The organism is Pseudohongiella sp. (assembly GCF_011050365.1).
Classification (GTDB): Bacteria; Pseudomonadota; Gammaproteobacteria; order Pseudomonadales; family Pseudohongiellaceae; genus Pseudohongiella.
In genome coordinates, this window is the sequence record NZ_DRFV01000008.1 from 346,576 (window position 1) to 363,135 (window position 16,560).

The 16,560-nt window shown below is 57.7% G+C and carries 13 protein-coding genes; 4 read left to right on the plus strand and 9 right to left on the minus strand.

Annotation, left to right across the window (positions count from 1 at the left end):
• The first annotated feature begins 32 nt into the window (after nt 1-32).
• A complete protein-coding gene (locus ENH71_RS07455) occupies nt 33-1,421 on the plus strand; it encodes an APC family permease (protein WP_294135744.1) in 1,389 nt (462 codons plus the stop codon).
• Nucleotides 1,422-1,433: 12 nt separating this feature from the next.
• A complete protein-coding gene (locus tag ENH71_RS07460; RefSeq protein WP_294135743.1) occupies nt 1,434-3,656 on the plus strand; it encodes a penicillin acylase family protein in 2,223 nt (740 codons plus the stop codon).
• 26 nt (nt 3,657-3,682) lie between these two features.
• Here the strand turns inward: ENH71_RS07460 and ENH71_RS07465 are convergent, their stop codons facing one another.
• The 7 genes from ENH71_RS07465 to ENH71_RS07495 form a co-directional block, all read right to left on the minus strand.
• A complete protein-coding gene (locus ENH71_RS07465; RefSeq protein WP_317622414.1) occupies nt 3,683-5,029 on the minus strand; it encodes a M28 family metallopeptidase in 1,347 nt (448 codons plus the stop codon).
• A gap of 2 nt (nt 5,030-5,031) precedes the next feature.
• Nucleotides 5,032-6,837 (minus strand): DUF885 domain-containing protein, encoded by a 1,806-nt coding sequence (locus ENH71_RS07470; RefSeq protein WP_294135740.1) that lies wholly within the window; start codon nt 6,835-6,837, stop codon nt 5,032-5,034.
• A gap of 90 nt (nt 6,838-6,927) precedes the next feature.
• On the minus strand, nt 6,928-7,959 hold the full coding sequence (locus tag ENH71_RS07475; RefSeq protein WP_294135737.1) for an asparaginase: 1,032 nt from the start codon (nt 7,957-7,959) through the stop codon (nt 6,928-6,930).
• A gap of 32 nt (nt 7,960-7,991) precedes the next feature.
• Nucleotides 7,992-8,582, minus strand: coding sequence for a DedA family protein (locus tag ENH71_RS07480; RefSeq protein WP_294137643.1), 591 nt, complete (start codon nt 8,580-8,582; stop codon nt 7,992-7,994).
• The gene (locus ENH71_RS07485; RefSeq protein WP_294135731.1) at nt 8,492-9,754 is read right to left on the minus strand and encodes a cytochrome-c peroxidase; all 1,263 of its coding nucleotides are present in this window, start codon (nt 9,752-9,754) and stop codon (nt 8,492-8,494) included. The genes ENH71_RS07480 and ENH71_RS07485 overlap by 91 nt, the downstream gene beginning before the upstream one ends.
• A gap of 14 nt (nt 9,755-9,768) precedes the next feature.
• On the minus strand, nt 9,769-10,182 hold the full coding sequence (locus ENH71_RS07490) for a FixH family protein (protein ID WP_294135729.1): 414 nt from the start codon (nt 10,180-10,182) through the stop codon (nt 9,769-9,771).
• Nucleotides 10,169-10,843: a hypothetical protein gene (locus tag ENH71_RS07495; RefSeq protein WP_294135727.1), complete on the minus strand. Its 675-nt coding sequence runs from the start codon at nt 10,841-10,843 to the stop codon at nt 10,169-10,171. The genes ENH71_RS07490 and ENH71_RS07495 overlap by 14 nt, the downstream gene beginning before the upstream one ends.
• A 150-nt stretch (nt 10,844-10,993) precedes the next feature.
• Between ENH71_RS07495 and ENH71_RS07500 the strand changes: the two genes are divergently transcribed.
• A complete protein-coding gene (locus ENH71_RS07500; protein ID WP_294135724.1) occupies nt 10,994-12,547 on the plus strand; it encodes an amidase family protein in 1,554 nt (517 codons plus the stop codon).
• Between the two features lie 6 nt (nt 12,548-12,553).
• Here ENH71_RS07500 and ENH71_RS07505 read toward each other — a convergent pair whose 3' ends face one another.
• Together ENH71_RS07505 and ENH71_RS07510 are read right to left on the minus strand one after the other, a co-directional pair.
• Nucleotides 12,554-14,122: a methyl-accepting chemotaxis protein gene (locus ENH71_RS07505; protein WP_294135721.1), complete on the minus strand. Its 1,569-nt coding sequence runs from the start codon at nt 14,120-14,122 to the stop codon at nt 12,554-12,556.
• Nucleotides 14,123-14,160: 38 nt separating this feature from the next.
• Nucleotides 14,161-14,730 carry a YfiR family protein gene (locus tag ENH71_RS07510; RefSeq protein ID WP_294135719.1) on the minus strand — a complete coding sequence of 190 codons (570 nt, stop codon included), beginning with the start codon at nt 14,728-14,730 and terminating at the stop codon, nt 14,161-14,163.
• Between the two features lie 241 nt (nt 14,731-14,971).
• On the opposite strand from ENH71_RS07510, the gene ENH71_RS07515 reads away from it, so the two are divergent.
• On the plus strand, nt 14,972-16,543 hold the full coding sequence (locus ENH71_RS07515; RefSeq protein ID WP_294135716.1) for an AbgT family transporter: 1,572 nt from the start codon (nt 14,972-14,974) through the stop codon (nt 16,541-16,543).
• The last annotated feature ends 17 nt before the right edge of the window (nt 16,544-16,560 follow it).

The following is a 16,560-nucleotide window of genomic DNA, read 5'->3' on the forward strand; positions in this document are numbered from 1 at the left end:
TTTAGCCAGAGTCTGTCAGCGAGGTCCCCATATTGACCGATACACAAGCGCATGCCACTGGGGCGGTTGATCCCCGTACACAAACGTCCGCCCGATATACACCGGCAACGGCCATCGCCGTGGTTGTCGCCAACATGGTGGGCACTGGTGTGTTCACCAGTCTGGGCTATCAGATCATTGATATCAAATCGACTTTTGTCCTGCTGATGCTGTGGCTGGTGGGTGGCGTGGCGGCTCTGTGTGGCGCGTTGACTTATGCCGAGTTGGCCAGCCGCCTGCCGCGTTCGGGCGGCGAGTATAATTTCCTCAGTCAGCTATATCATCCGTCTATCGGTTTCGTGTCCGGCTGGGTGTCGCTGACCGTCGGGTTTGCGGCACCAACAGCGCTGGCCGCGATGACCTTCGCCGCTTACCTGGATTCGTCGGTCAGCCACCTGGTACCCATCAACCGAATGATGGCTGCATTGGTGCTGGTCGCGGTGGTGACCTTTGTGCATGGACGCAGTCACAAAGCCAGTGGCGGCCTGCAGAACTGGTTTACCGTGCTCAAAGTGTTATTGATAGTCGGGTTTGTCGGATTGATCGCGACCACAGTCGAGGCGCCACAACAGGTCAATCTGTTGCCGACAGATGGCGACGGCACATTGCTGTTGAGCAGTGCTTTTGCGGTGTCCCTTATTTACGTCAATTATGCGTATACCGGCTGGAATTCGGCGACCTACATCACCGGGGAGGTTGACAATCCGGCACGGACAGTACCGATGGTCCTGATCGGGGGGACCGCCATTGTTATTCTGTTGTATTTGGCACTGAATGCAGCCTTTCTCTATGCCGTGCCGATGACGGAGCTGGAGGGCAGACTGGAAATCGGCGTGGTGGTTGCCCAGGCCACGTTTGGCAGCACGGGTGCGCTGGTGATGGGGGGTGTATTGTCACTGTTGTTGATTTCAACGGTCAGTGCCATGCTGATGGCGGGGCCGCGTGTGCTGCAGGTGATGGGCGAAGATTTTCGTTTGTTCCGGTTGCTGGCCATGCGTAATAAAAGCGGAGTGCCGAGAGCCGCCGTGTATACCCAGGGCGGATTGACCATACTGTTTATTGTGACCTCAACATTCGAGTCAGTGCTGGTGTTCTCGGGATTCATTCTGGGCCTCAGTTCACTGGCCACCGTGCTGGGCATATTTGTACTGCGTTTCCGCAAAGGAGCCGACAGGCAAGCCGGTAGCTACCGGACCTGGCTGTTCCCTTTGCCGCCTCTGCTATACAGTGCCATCATGATCTGGACCTTGAGTTTCATCGCGTTTAATCGGCCGCAGGAGGCAGCGATCGCTGGCATCATTATCGCACTGGGTTTTGCCAGTTATGTGGCCACGGAAAAATTTTCATCTACCATTTCTGAGTCTGTTGCAAAACAGGAATAACGGAGTTCTGCCATGTCCCGTCTGACCGCACATTCGCACGCCATCCGCCAAGGCCTGTTGTTATTGGCATTGCTTATCCTGTTGCCCGCATGCTCAGCGCCGGACCCTGCTGATACCGGTTCGGAGCTACAGCGTCTGCAAGCTATTGCTGAGCGCGTTACCATCATGCGAGACGACTTTGGTGTCGCGCACATCTACGCCGAAACCGATGCCGATGCGGCGTTTGGATTCCTGTTTGCGCAGGCAGAGGACGATTTCCCGCGGATAGAACGAAACTATATCTGGGCGATCGGCCGATTGGCAGAGGTTGAAGGTGAACCGGCGCTGTACAGTGATCTGCGGGCCCGGCTCTATATGAGTGAGGCGGAAGCGCGCGATGCCTACGCGTCGGCACCGGACTGGTTGCAAGAGCTGAGTGATGCCTTTGCCGATGGTCTGAACTACTATCTGGCCACGCACCCGGAAGTGCAGCCAACACTGCTGACCCGGTTTGAGCCATGGATGCCCTTCTATTTCTTCGAGGGTTCCATCGGTGGTGATATAGAGCAGATTCCCCTGCACGGTATTGAAGCGTTCTATTCAGGGCCGGAGCCGACAGCGGTGGCACATCTGACACCGGCCACTCTTGCCGACAGCATTCATGATGAACCTGTTGGTTCCAACGGTTTTGCCCTGGACGGGTCGCGGACCGCGTCGGGTGACGCGATGTTGTTGATCAACCCGCATACCAGTTTCTTCTTTCGCGGAGAATACCATGTCGTCAGCAACGAAGGTTTGAATGCCTACGGTGCTGCCACCTGGGGACAGTTTTTTATCTATCAGGGTTTCAACGAAACCACCGGCTGGATGCACACCTCGACAGGTGCCGACTTTATGGATGAGTTTGTCCAGGATGTGGTGCAACAGGACGATGAGTTGTTCTATCGCTACGGCGACGAGCTGCGCCCCTTGGAGGTATCGGATATCACACTCAGTTTCATGGATGATGACGGTGTCATGCAGCAACGCAGCTTTAAGCGTTACATGACGCATCAGGGTCCGATAACACACATGCAGGACGGCAGTTGGGTGGTCACCCGCATCAACTGGAATTCGGTCGACGCCCTGCGTCAGTCCTACCTGCGCATGAAGACCGATAACCTTGACGGGTTCATGGAGATGATGGATATCCGTACCAACTCATCCAACAACACCGTTTTTGCCGATGCCGAAGGCAATATTGCCTACTTTCATGGCAACTTTATGCCTCGCCGGGATACGCAGTTTGACTATTCGCAGCCGGTTGATGGCAGCAACCCGGCGACTGACTGGCAGGGTGTGCATGCGGTGGAAGAAACCGTCATGATGGTGAATCCACCCAATGGCTGGCTGCAGAACACCAACGCGACGCCGTTCACCATGGCGGGTGTAAACAGTCCCCGCGCCCAGGACTACCCTGCCTATATGGCGCCGGAGGCCGAAAATTTCCGCGGGCTGCAGGCAGTACGCCTGTTGCAGGGGGCCTCGGATATGACCATTGATTCACTGATAGCGCTGGCGTACGACCCCTACATCAATGGCTTTGAACAACTGGTGCCGGGGCTGATCAGTGCCTGGGAAGAACTGGAGCCCGACTGGCCTGATCTGGAACAGCCTATCGAGGCCTTGCGCAGCTGGGATTATCGGGTCAGCACAGACTCGGTAGGCATGACGCTGGCGCATTTTTACGGTATGAATGCCGCGCGCGAGATTGATACACCGGCCGGACTAAGCCAGATGGAGCAGATCAACTGGCTGGGCACGGACAGTGACATGGTGGACAGATTGTCGGTGTTTAGCGCTACCCTGTTGCAACTTACCGAGGCCTTCGGCACCTGGAACACACCCTGGGGTGAGATTAACCGCTATCAGCGTATCACCGGTGATATCGATCATCCGTACAGTGACAACGCGCCCAGTTTACCCGTTGGCATGGCATCTTCGCGTTGGGGTGCACTGGCATCATTTGGCGCGCGTGCCTATCCGGGCACCAATCGTATTTATGGCTCGTCTGGCAATAGTTTTATAGCGGTGGTGGAGTTTGGCGACCGGGTGCGGGCCAAGAGTCTGCTGGCCGGTGGTCAGAGCTCGGATCCGGCATCGCCGCATTTTGATGATCAGGCGCAGCGCTACGTGGATCGCGAATTCAAAGACGTGGCGTATTACCGAGAAGACGTTGAGGCCCGGGCAGTTCGTACCTACCACCCGGGTCAGTAACGCGGAATAGCATTAAAAACAGATTGTCAGAAAGCCCCGGCAGGGCCCGGGAAGACCACGGGGCTCTGCACGCCGCTGGCGGACACGCTGGAAACACCAAAAAAGTAATTGTCGATCACCACATTCTCCAATGTGAACGCATCGACATCACCCACGGTGCGCGAGTTGGTCCATTGCGCATCCGTGGTCAGGCGCCAGTGCACACGGTATTGCGTGGCACCCGGTACTTTATCCCAGCTCAGCGTGGTGTCCGGACTGACCTGACCGCTGATGCTGACGTTTTCAGGGGGTGCCGGCGCCCATGACATGGCAGCCATGGTGACGGCGTTTAATGCTGTCAGTTTCGCTGCATAGTCAAAATCCACATGCTCCAGGACGTCGCCGTAAGCGATGCCATCCTCGACCCGGATGTCCTGATGTTGCCAGTTATAGTTCTCGTTGGTCTCCATGATGCGCACGGCGGGAAAACCGACTTCGTTAAACGGCCGGTGATGCCCGCCACGGCCGAACCGGTCCAGCCGGTAGACCATCATCACGTCCAGGTTGGGAATGTAACGGTCAGCCATGTCGTCAATATAACGCGCCATGTTGCGTGACGCAGAATCCACTTCACCGCCCTGGAACCGGCGCTGACGTGCTTCTTCTTCGGTTTCCACATATCGGGTGCCTTCGGAGAAAACCCGGGCTGTGGTGTTGTTGATGACACCGTTGATACCGCGAATATTACCGATCATGTCATTGTTGATGACTGCCTTGATGTCCCAGTTGTTAGCGAGCGCATGCGCCGCCAGAATGGCGCCACCGGTCAGGCCCTGCTCTTCGCCTGACAAGCCGGCATAGATAATGGAGCCGGCAAAGTCGTATTGGCTGAGGACACGGGCTGCCTCAATTGTGCCTGCCATGCCGGAGGCATTGTCGTTGGCGCCGGGGGAGTCGCTGGTTGAATTCATAATGTCACTGACGCGGCTGTCGATGTCGCCGCTCATCATGACAAAGCGGTTTGGCTCTTCGCTGCCGCGCTGAATGGCGATGACGTTGACCACTTCCACCGGATCCGGTATCCGTGCCGTACCGGAAGCGATATCGCTGACATAGAATACCTCAAGGCAGCCGCCGCAATCGGCCGAAATCCTGTCGAACTCGGCCTTGATCCAGCGGCGGGCGGCGCCAATACCACGGGTATCGGAGTCAGTCCCGGACAGCGTGTGCCGGGTGCCAAAGCCGGCGAGCGTGGTGATGTCCTGCTCCAGTCGCTGTGCCGATGTGGCGGCTGCAATGGCGTGTAACGACTGTTCATCTGCGCTTGCCATGGACGGCGCCAGGGTAGTGGTGGCCAGCAGACCTAATGCCATGCCGGGGATGATGGTTTTCATGGTCAGACCTCTCTTGCTGCAGTAATGTAAGCATCAATTTCACGTTCCAGGACTGTCAATGGCACGACGCCCAGGCTAAGTACAACGTTGTGGAAATCCTGCATGGAAAAGCGTTCGCCCAGCGCTTCACGGGCGCGGTCACGAAGCTCGATGATACGCAACTGACCAATCATGTAGGACGTTGCCTGTCCCGGGTAGACCACGTAACGATCCACTTCGCTCGGCGGAATACCATAGTCGATGGCCTGTTGGCGGGTCCATTGTTTGGCGTGCAGCCCGGTGTCGACAACCAGCCGGCGTGCGCGGAACAGCTCTGAATCGAGTTGACCAAGCAGGCCTTCTATATCATCTTCGTACCAGCCTTCTTCGGCAGCCAGTCGTTCGGCATACAGTGCCCAGCCTTCGGAGCTTGCCGAGATACCACCGAAGGCACGTATCTGCATGAAGCGCGGCAGCTCGTCATTTTCGGTGATGAGTGCGATCTGGAAGTGATGACCTGGCACGGTCTCGTGATAAACCAGCGTTCGCAGGGTGAAATTGCTTAATCGATCGAGTCGTAATGGCATCTGGAAAATACCCGGACGCGATCCATCCAGAGGTGGCGACGTGTACGAGGCGGCCGCGTTCTCCCAGCGGAACTCCGGGTAAGGCTGCGCAATGACGGGTGTTGTCGGGCGGTTGTCGAACAGGCTTTCGGCGCGTGCTTCGGCATCGCGCAGATATACTTCGATATCGTCCATCAGGGCAGCCCGACCTTCGTCAGAATCCGGATAGGCGAGGCGTTGCTGCAGTATGACCGAGCGTTCTTCAACCGTGCCCTCATCCAGTCCGATCTGGCGCATCAGGGTGTCCATCTGCGATTCAATACGTGCCACCTCTCGCAGGCCAATCTGGTGGATCTCATCGGCGGTCAGCTCGGTTGTGGTGAAGCGTTTGAGCTGCGCGGCATAATACGTATCGCCACCCGGGATGGCCCACAACCCCGCGTCGCTGGTTGATAGCGGAAGTTGCTCCTCGAGTTCGTTGATCGCATCGCGCCAGGCCGGATAGACTTCATCGGCGACAATGGTCGCCGCACGTTCCAGCAACTGGATGCGTTGATCTTCGCTCAGACCTTCAATGGATGCGGTCTTACTGAACAGTGTGGTCGCTAACGGGTTATCGCGCGGTGTGTCGGAAATAAACCGGTCCATCTGATCAATAGTGGTCTGCAGAATGAACGTGGGCGGGCGAATGCCGATTTCGGATTGCCGCGCTGCTTCTGTGGTGGCTTCACGCATACGGTCATCCAGTAACTGCAGCCGCGTCAGATAGTTTTCTGCGTCGTTGGCTGAACGCAGTGGGTGAACTACCGTCAGTTGATTGACCAGGCCGACGTTGGCGCCGTTCATTTGTTGCAACGGGAATTCGAAATCGAGGAAGGCACCGTTATCGACTACGCGCTGCAACGACCAGCGCATAACGTCGGCGGAGATACGCACGGTATCGTTTTCCTGATCCAGGTCGTAGCGATCAAGTTGCGCCAGGCCTTCGTGCGCCAGGGTAATGCGGCGCTGTTCCTGAGCCCGCGTCAACGGCGTGACCTGTTGCTCAAGCTGGTTCTGTTCAGCGCCGTCAAAAAAGCCGGTGCTGATAGCCTGATTGGGATTGGCCCGAACCCATTGTGCGGTGAACTCCGAGAAAAAGTCGTTGATCCCGGCCGGTACTGGCGTCGCCGCGTCATCGGCCCGGGTAACGGGTGTCTGGGTATCGGCTATCGGTGGTGGTGTGGGTTCGCTCTCCGGTGAACAGCCCAATACCAGTGCCACGAGCAGAAGTCCTGTCGGGATAATGCGTTGTGTTCTGTTTCTCATCATGACCTCGTATAAAGGTAAATCGAGCCATTAACGTAGCACCTGTCAGCGGCGCATCTCCCCGGCGACAGGTGTTTTCATGTTTTTGGCAATGTTGTCAGCACTGTATCCCAGCGCGATCAGGTAGTACAGTTTGGTCAGCGCCGCTTCGGTGGTCATGTCCCGGCCACTGATGGCACCGGCGCGCGCCAGGGCACTGCCGGCCGCGTAACTGCTCATACGCACAATGCCGTCCAGTGGCTGGGACACCACAACCACCACGATACCGCGGTGTACGGCGTCCCGGATGGTGTCCTGAAAGTCCTGATTCTGACCGGGACCATTGCCGGCGCCGTAGGCTTCCAGCACGATGCCGCGCAGATTACTGTTGCCACAGATGGCGCGCAGCGTCGTAGCACTGAAACCGGGGAACAGTCGAACCAGTGCGACAGCATCGTCGGGTGGCAGCTGACCGTGTCTGGTGAAATTGCCGAAGCCAACCGGGAAGCGGCGCCGGCGATTGTATTCGATGTCGATGCCGATGGTGCCCAGGTGCGGGTAACGTGGAGAGTCAAAGGCATCATAGGCTTTGGCCGATACTTTGATGGCACGGTTGCCACGCAGAATTCTGGAGCCGAAGACGACACAGACCTGGGTCATGGATGCAGGCATGTTGGCCGCCACCTCCAGCGCCGAGATCAGGTTGTTGCGCGCATCGCTGCGTGGGTAGGCAAAGGGCAACTGCGCGCCGGTGATGACCACGGGCTTATCGGTGCGCTCAAGAAAAAAGCTCAGCGCCGAGGCCGTGTAAGCCAGCGTGTCGGTGCCGTGCAACACCACAAAACCATCGTAATGCTGATAGTGCTGCAGTATATCGCGGGTAATCTGCACCCAGCGCCCGGGTGTCATGTCAGAGCTGTCCAGTAGCGGGTCGTAGCTCAGGGTCTCCAATAGGGGAGGGTGCGTCTGAAATGCCTGCCCCAGTTCCGGCATGTGCCGGATTTCGGCAGCAAGATCGGGTGCCGGCGCCAGGCCTGCGGGCGTCTGCTGCATACCGATGGTGCCACCCGTGTAGATGATCAGTAGTCGTTTGGTCATGGTTCGGATTCGATATCGCTTGTGCGGTTGGTTTAGCCTATCACGTTTTCGATGGCCCACAGAATGACGCCCAGGCAGGCAGACCACAGCAAGCAGGCGCCGACATCAAGCGCCGAATAACGCGCAGCGTTAAAACCACTGATGCCCAGCATGGCCGGAATGAGGCTGCGGATGGCGGGGAGAAAGCGGCCGATAAAGATGGCGTAGGGGCCATATTTGACAATCATGGCTTCGGATTTTTGTAGTTTGGCCCGGTGTTTCTGCGCGAAGGTAAAGTGATGAAAACGAGGGCCAATCCAGCGACCGGTGTAGAATCCGGCATGGTCGCCGAGCAGGGCGCCGGCCATCGCCAGTGGCAGAATCTGACTGAGGTTGGCGATGTCGTTGGCGAGTAGCACCGAACCTATTGCCACCAGAATGGCGCCGGAGATCAGCAGGCCAATACCGACGCAGGCTTCAGCGAAGGCAAAAACAGGAACAAGAAAAATCGCAATGTCGCGATTGCGTTGCAGCCACTCAAAGATGAAGGTGTCTATTTTATTTCTCCCCGGGTATTCGGGGTTTGCGGTTGTTGCCGGTGAGGCAACGCATCCTGCGGCAGGGATTCCGGTGGTTCCAGCCAATGCGGGTCGGTCGCCAGTGGCGCCGTGAGGCTACGCAAAAAGCTTTCCAGCTGCTTTTTCTCAACCGCACGCAGGCCGAGCGGTTTGGCTTCGTTGTGACCTATCATGGCCAGGTCAGCCTCGTTGTAGTGCTCGATAACCCGGGCGAGGTCGGTTATCTGACCGGCATGCATATAGGGAGCCGTTTTGCTGACATCACGCAGGCTGGGCGTGCGTTGCGCGCCGATCATGTCATCACCGCCTTTGGCGAAGCGCAGTTCCTGGCACTCGCCCTCACCGGCGCCACTGAAGTCGCCCAGGCAATTAAACGGGTCAGCCTGCGCGCGTCGCAGACCTTCTGTCCGTCCCATCGCGGGCAGCATGCCGGGGGCCGCCAGCACCGCAGTGTTGTGGAAAGAATTATTGGTGAGTAGCGGGCCATTGTGACAGTTGGTGCAATCTGCCTTGGTGATAAAAAGTCGCAGCCCGGCAAGCTCCTCGGTGCTCATGTGTGTATTCGGCTGCAGCTCGCCGGCATCGTCCAGGCCGGCCACGTAGTCGTCAAAGGCTGTCGCCCCCGGTAGCAGCCGGCGCTGGTAGGCCGACAGGGCTTTACCGACATTGGCAAATACCTGGTCGGTGGACTGCTGGCTCGGCACGCGGCCAAAAACGCTCTCATAGCGCTGGCGGTAATCTGTGTCGGATCTTATCAGGGCGACGATATCGCTGCGGTTGCTGCCGTGCTCCAGCGGGTTTTCCAGAGGCTCCAGCGCCTGCGCCCACAAACTGTCCTTGCGTCCATCCCAGAATAGCCAGGGACTATAGGCAGTGCCCACCAGGCTCATGGTGTTGCGATCAACCTCGGCAATGCCTTTGCCGAGTTGCAGTTGATCGGTGAAATGATGCTCAGGCTGATGACAGGTGGCACAGGCAACATTGCCTGTTATGCTCAGGCGCGTGTCGAAGAAAAGGTGGTGTCCCAGTTCGGCTGCGCCGGGATCGTCAGCCACCGCGTTGCCGGGGTCAGGTGGCAGTGGCGGCAAGCTTTGTAACGCCAATGATTGCAGTATTGCGACCTCCTGTGGCGACCAGCGTGCGGGCAACGGTGCCGGAACATGTTGCCAGGCAAGGTATGCCAGCACCGGGGTCAGTCCCAGTGCCACCAGCAATATTGTCAGTTTCTTCCGATGCATAAGAATGGCGACTGTTAAAGTGTCAGCGTAAATGTGGCTTGATAGGGCACTCCGGCATGTTCAATCTGCAGGCGTAATTCCCACTCCCCGTTCATGTGAAAGCGCACGCCCTGCAGGCGGTAACGACCCTCGCCCGGTTGTCCGGTCACCTGCGGACTGGTTGCCAGTCCGTGGTTGTGTAAAGGCATGCCGCCGTCAACCTGGATGACGGCATCATTGATGGCTTCGCCCTGTGTATCATGGACGCTGATAATCCAGGTATGCATCTGATTGATGGTCACAGGTTCCAGTTCACTTTGCATGGTTACGTGCAATCCTGCCGGCTGGCTCACTGTTGTCAGGGGACTGGTAGCGGCGCCGCTGGTAGCCATGGCGAAAGTGAAACCCAGGACAATGACGATCGCCAGGCTGCGTTCAGGTTGCTTCATGGTTTACTCCGGTTGCACTGGATTGACTGCGACGGCCCCGGCGGCGGACTGCAAACCAGAGCAGCGCCAGTATCGGCAACCCCAGGGGCCAGTTGGACCAGACAGACGCGCCAACCCGGAAAGGGAAAACGGCGTGATAAAGAATGTCGTCGCTGGGATGCGGTATGCTGACGATGCCGATGTAGTCACCGGTGCTTTCAAAGTCGTGCAATATCCGGGCTACGCCGTCGGGCTGAGCAGGCAGGGATTGTAAAAACACGGTGTCGGCGCTGAGCTGTTCGGCCGTCATCCCGGCTATGTCCTGCCAGCGCACAAAGCGGCCCAGTCCGCTGTTGTTGTGCATGATGCGGAACTCAAGTGGCACCTGGCGCATGGAGTCATGCCGATATTCCATGACAAACACGCTTGCGTCGGCGTTGGGTATATCTTCGCAGAAACCCTGATGGCCAGTGGCTTCGGGCTGGAAAATGGAAAAGTGCGCGCTGTAAAAACCGAACTGGATAACGCAGGCGTCACCTTCGTCAACCACGCTGCCGTGGCCCAGAACCTGGCCGCTCTGCGTCAGTGTCCACGCCAGAATCAGCAAGGCCGCGAGCCTCCGGCGCCAGCTGGCCTGGCCTGCGATTGCGTGCATGCGGGTATTGGCGGGCAACTGAGTCACGATGACACCTGACTTATTATTATGTTATCGAGGATAACGTAACAAGGCGTGAATGGGAAACAGGCTGGAAACTCTGTGCAAAGCCTTCTATTATCTTGCTCGAACCAATGAATGGTGTTTTTCACAATTTGCCCTGACAGGAGTGGCTGAATGTTTTTGTGTCGACGATTATTGACTGTGAATGTTCTGGCCCTGGCCGTGCTGTCGGCCTGCAGTGGAGAACCGGCGCAGGAGGACCAGCCGCAATGGATGGACGCACGCACCGCCCTGAATGCGCTCAATACCGGTGAGCTGAGCAGTCAGGCGCTGGTCACCTACTATTTGAATAATATTGCCCGGGACAACCGGCAAGGGCATGAACTGGCGGCCATTATCGATGTCAATGCGCAGGCGCTGGCGCAGGCGCAGGCTCTGGATGCGGAGCGCGCCGCCGGTACCGTGAGGTCGGCACTGCACGGGTTGCCGGTGGTGTTGAAAGCCAATATCGCGACCGCCGACGATATGCCAACAACGGCGGGCGCGTTAGCGCTGCAGGGCCATCTGACCAACCGTGATGCTGCGCTGGTGGCGCAGCTACGTGACGCCGGGGCTATCATCCTGGCGAAAGCGAATTTGTCCGAGTGGGCCAATTTTCGGGGTGAAGACTCAATCAGCGGCTGGTCCGCGCTGGGCGGGCAGACCCTTAATCCACATTTGCTCACCCATACGCCTTGCGGTTCCAGTGCCGGTTCTGCGGTTGCCGTGGCCGCTGACATGACCCTGCTGGCAATTGGCACCGAGACGGATGGCTCGATCATGTGCCCGGCCGCGATCAATGGCATTGTTGGTATCAAGCCCACCCGCGGCAGTGTGTCTGGCGAGGGCATCATTCCGATTGCCAGCGCACAGGATATCGCCGGACCGATGGCGCGTAATGTATTTGATGCGGCGCTGTTGCTGGATGGCATACTGACACCGGAGGCCCGCAGCCGGTTTCAGCAACCATTGAGCTACAGCGTCGATCAGGTCCCTGACTTGCAGAAGGTGGTGCTGGTCAGAGCCTATGATGCCAGAGAGTCGGCTTTCGCGCCGGTGTTCGATCAGCTGACAGATATGTTTGAATCGCGCGGCGTTGAAGTTGTTCAGCTTGCCGACTGGCAGGCGCCACGGGAGATGGGAGCGGCCGAGTTTGAGGTATTGATCTATGAGTTCCGGCGCGACCTTGAGCAGTGGTTACAGGATTATGATGTGGCAGAAGACGTCAACACCTTTGCCGAACTGGTCGCCTTCAACAACACCCGTGGCGAAGCGGCGCTGGGGCCATTCGGTCAGGAATACCTGGAGCAGGCTGCAGCAGTTGATCTGGTCGCGGATCAGGCCTCCTACCAACAGGCACTGGCAAGCAGTCGGCAGCTGGCCGAAGCCATGCTCAATGAATATCTGCAGGTGCAGGGCGCTGATGCCATTATCCTGCCGTCCTACAGCAAGGCCTGGCCGATAGATCCGGATAGCGGTGATGGATTTGGTTTCGGTACATCGGGGCCGGCGGCCATTTCCGGGTATCCGTCGATCACGCTACCGGCTGCGTTCAATGGCATCTTGCCGCTGGGGATCAGTGTGGTGGGACTGCCCTGGTCCGAACCCACGCTGCTCAGCCTGGCGGCCGAGCTGGAGCGTGAACTGGATGCGTATCAGGCGCCGCAATTTGCCACTGCAGCGCCTTGATGATGATCAGGCTCTGTGCTGGCCCGGGGCATCACATTTGAAATGACCAACCAGGGTTTGCAGCTCGGCTGCAAGCCTGGCCAGTTCATTGGCACCGGTGCTGATTTCGCGTGAACCGGTAGCAGTTTCATTGGCAACATCAGAGATGTTGTTGATATTGCGATTGATCTCCAGGCTGACGGCAGATTGTTCTTCTGAAGCACTGGCGATCTGGTTGCTCATGTCCTTGATCACTGATACCGCGCGGGTGATGTTCTGCAAGGATTGTCCGGCACGGCTGGCGTGATCCACACTGGATGCGGCCTGATCCTTGCCTTTCACCATGACCTGCACAGCCTGGTTGGCGCCTGTCTGCAGCTTGCTGATCATGTTCTGGATTTCTTCGGTCGATGCCTGGGTGCGGCTGGCCAGAGTGCGCACTTCGTCGGCCACCACCGCAAATCCGCGACCCTGCTCACCCGCTCGCGCCGCTTCAATAGCCGCGTTCAGAGCCAACAGGTTGGTTTGCTCGGCAATGCCACGAATGACATCAAGTACCGAGCCAATGCTGTCGGTTTCCTTCTGCAGATTCGTGATCACTTCCGAGGCCTGATCGATATCAAGTGCCAGGGCGTTAATGGCGCCCATGGTCTGGGTTACCACATCGGCGCCTTTGCTGGATTCGTCATCCGCCTTTTGCGCATCATTTGCTGCCATGCCAACATTGCGCGCGACTTCCTCAACCGTGGTCGACATCTCTGACATGGCTTTGGCCACGTGTTCGATCTCGCTTTGCTGGCGCAGCGCGCCGGCAGAGGTTTTGGTAATGGTGCCTGACAACTGCTCGGCGGCGGCGCTCAGATTGATGGCAGATTCCTTGAACTTGCCTACAACATCATGCACGCGAGCGGCAAACAGGTTGAACCAGTGCGCCAGCTCGCCCACTTCGTCCTTGCTGGTAACGTGTATGCGTTTGGTGAGGTCGCCGTCACCTTCAGCCATGTCGCGCAGCGCGTTCACCACTTCAACGACAGGGCGTACTATGGAGCGCTGAATCAGGAATGAGATTGCCAGTGCCAGCGCGGTCACACCCAATACGATCAGGACCGAGATAAGGGTAGTGGCGCTGACCAGTGCTTCCCGCTCTGCCAGACTCACCCGCATGTACAATGTGCCGATAACATCGCCGTCCATCGCTACCGGCTCAAACAGTTCCAGGTAGCCAAGGTCGTTGTGTTGCACGACTTCATGCCGGCCCGGACTTTGCGGCAGTGCGCCGGCGCTCTCACCATCAGCAACAAAGTTGGCAAAAGGACTGCCGCTGTCGTCAAACAATACCGCCGCCATGATGTTTTCATTGACGTCCAGTGCGCGCAATGTCTCGGTGGCAGAAACATCGTCAAAAAACGCCAGCGCCCCGGTAGTGTTGGTACCGATCAGGCGGGCAGTGGTTAACGCCTCTGTTCTCATGGCCTCATCAAGACGGTTCAGTTCGACGGTGAACAATATCGCCGTCGACATGATTACCGCCAGCGCGCTGGTCAGTGTGACTCCCGTCAGCACTTTCCATTTGAGACTCCAGTTTATATTTGACACGGTTAGGTCCTCCAGCGGCAGTCGTGTGGTTTACACCCTCACTGAATTGCGCGCATTAACTGTTCGCGAACGTTCAGGCCGGTATTCTCGATCAGAGTCCGGTTCATACGGATGGCGATACGATCACCGCGCTCGCCGCTCAGGCCGATCATGCCGCCGTCTTCAGGGAAATTGCTGATTTCGCTGACGGTCAGTGCGTGCGAGCCGGCAACAGCGCCGGTAATTTCCGCAGTGCGGCCGGTTTCACTGGAGCTGACATAAACGATGTGACATTCACGGGCAGAGCTCAGGTCGCTGCCGGGCAGATTGCTCACGGAGATCGTGCGGTCGCCGGCGCGCTTACCATTAACGTGCTGGTCAAGTGAACGGCCGAGCTCGTTTTCGCCCAGCACACAAACGCGCAGATCGCTGTCAGCGCTGCTGAAAGCAGCTGCCGGCCAGTCGATGAAACGGCCAAAGTTCATCACGAAGCGGGCAATGGCGTCGCTACCGCCGTCACTGCGGGCAATCTGACCCTCCTGGGCGTGGCTTGATGTGGCGGCGAATGCCGAAAGTAAACCGATGATCATAAACCGGCGTAAGAGGGGACGGGTCGAAATGATAGTCATGAGCTTTCTCTGCTGTAAAATGTTTGTTAGTGTCGCCTGTCGGCTAAACGCAGACATGTGATTGCAGCTGCGTTATTGATTTCAGGTGTAGGGGATGGCTGCAAGACAGTAAACGGCCGAATATTCGAAAGCTTTAGAAAAAAATATTCTATTTTGTGTCATTGGGTAGCGGCACCGCCAAGGTGACTTGCCACAAACCATGTCGGCGCGCATTGGTACAGCAAATAAGCGAGGAGCAACAATGGCTCATGGCGACATGGAGAGGACGGTCGGCCGCGGATGGTTTACCCGGTTTCTGGACGGCGTTGAATGGCTCGGTAACTTGCTGCCCCATCCGGTAACGCTGTTCGCCCTGCTCGCCTTTGGCATGGTGTTAGTGTCCGGTTTGTTCGGTGCGTTGGGTGTTTCGGTACCGGATCCGCGGCCGTCGGCAGCCGACGGTGCCACGATTGAGGCGGTCAGCCTGCTTAATGCTGAAGGCTTGCGCCTGATTCTGGGCAATCTGGTGAGCAACTTTGTCAATTTTGCGCCCCTCGGTGTTGTTCTGGTTGCCATGCTCGGTGTCGGTATCGCCGAAAAGTCGGGCCTGTTATCCGCGATGGTGCGGGGCATTGTGCTTAGTGCGCCCCGGCATGTAGTCACGGTCGCAATCGTTTTTGCCGGTGTCATCTCCAATACCGCCTCGGAAATGGGTTATGTGGTGTTGGTGCCATTGGCCGGTGCCATCTTTTTGGCCCTGGGGCGGCATCCGCTGGCCGGTATGGCTGCCGCCTTCGCCGGCGTATCCGGTGGCTACAGCGCCAATCTGCTGATTGGAACGGTAGATCCGTTGCTGGCCGGAATCACCCAGGAGGCGGCGCGCCTGCTCGATCCGTCCTACGAAGTCTATGCCACCGCCAACTGGTACTTCATGGCAGTCAGCACCTTCCTGATTACCACCGTCGGTTCACTGGTCACGATCTATATTGTTGAGCCCAAGCTGGGCGAATATGACGACAGCAACGCTGACCCGAGTGTGCTCGATGGCAGTAGCATGGAAAAACTGAAACCGGTGGAACGCAAGGGTCTGTTGGTTGCCGGTATGGCCGCCGCACTGGTGCTGGCGCTGATTGCATTATTGGCGGTGCCCCAGGGCGCGCCATTGCGCGATCCCGTTGACGGCGGTGCCGGGCCATTCTTTCGCAGTATCGTGGCCTTCATTTTTCTGTTTTTCCTGGTGACCGGATTTGCCTATGGCCGTGTCACCGGCACCATGCGTAATGACCGGGATGTGATTGATGCCATGGCGTCGGCAGTGTCGACCCTGGGGCTCTATGTGGTGCTGGTATTTTTCGCCGCGCAGTTTGTGGCTTTTTTCGGCTGGACCAATCTGGGTGTCATTACTGCCGTCACCGGCGCCGAGTTCCTGATCAGCGCTGAATTGACGGGACCGCTGGTATTCCTGTTTTTCATCATCATGTGCTGTTTTGTCAACCTGATGCTGGGCTCGGCGTCCGCGCAATGGGCGGTGACCGCACCGGTGTTTGTGCCCATGCTGATGCTGGTGGGTTATGCGCCGGAGCTGATCCAGGCGGCGTACCGCATCGGTGACTCAACCACCAATATCATCACACCGATGATGAGTTATTTTGGTTTGATTCTGGCCTGGGCTACCCGCTACAACAAAAACATCGGCATCGGTACCATGATCGCGACGATGTTGCCGTTTTCCATATTCTTCTTCATTTTCTGGGTCATTCTGTTTTATGTCTGGGTGTTCCTGCTTGGTCTGCCGGTCGGACCTGGCGCCGCGACCTACTATCCGGCGGGCTGAATGGCATCGCACTGCTG

Excerpts from the sequence above, each read along its gene's own strand:
- ENH71_RS07460 (WP_294135743.1), top strand. The coding sequence starts at position 1,434 with ATGTCCCGTCTGACCGCACATTCGCACGCCATCCGCCAAGGCCTGTTG.
- ENH71_RS07465 (WP_317622414.1), bottom strand. The coding sequence starts at position 5,029 with ATGAAAACCATCATCCCCGGCATGGCATTAGGTCTGCTGGCCACCACT.
- ENH71_RS07475 (WP_294135737.1), bottom strand. The coding sequence starts at position 7,959 with ATGACCAAACGACTACTGATCATCTACACGGGTGGCACCATCGGTATG.
- ENH71_RS07485 (WP_294135731.1), bottom strand. The coding sequence starts at position 9,754 with ATGCATCGGAAGAAACTGACAATATTGCTGGTGGCACTGGGACTGACC.
- ENH71_RS07490 (WP_294135729.1), bottom strand. The coding sequence starts at position 10,182 with ATGAAGCAACCTGAACGCAGCCTGGCGATCGTCATTGTCCTGGGTTTC.
- ENH71_RS07500 (WP_294135724.1), top strand. The coding sequence starts at position 10,994 with ATGTTTTTGTGTCGACGATTATTGACTGTGAATGTTCTGGCCCTGGCC.
- ENH71_RS07510 (WP_294135719.1), bottom strand. The coding sequence starts at position 14,730 with ATGACTATCATTTCGACCCGTCCCCTCTTACGCCGGTTTATGATCATC.
- ENH71_RS07515 (WP_294135716.1), top strand. The coding sequence starts at position 14,972 with ATGGCTCATGGCGACATGGAGAGGACGGTCGGCCGCGGATGGTTTACC.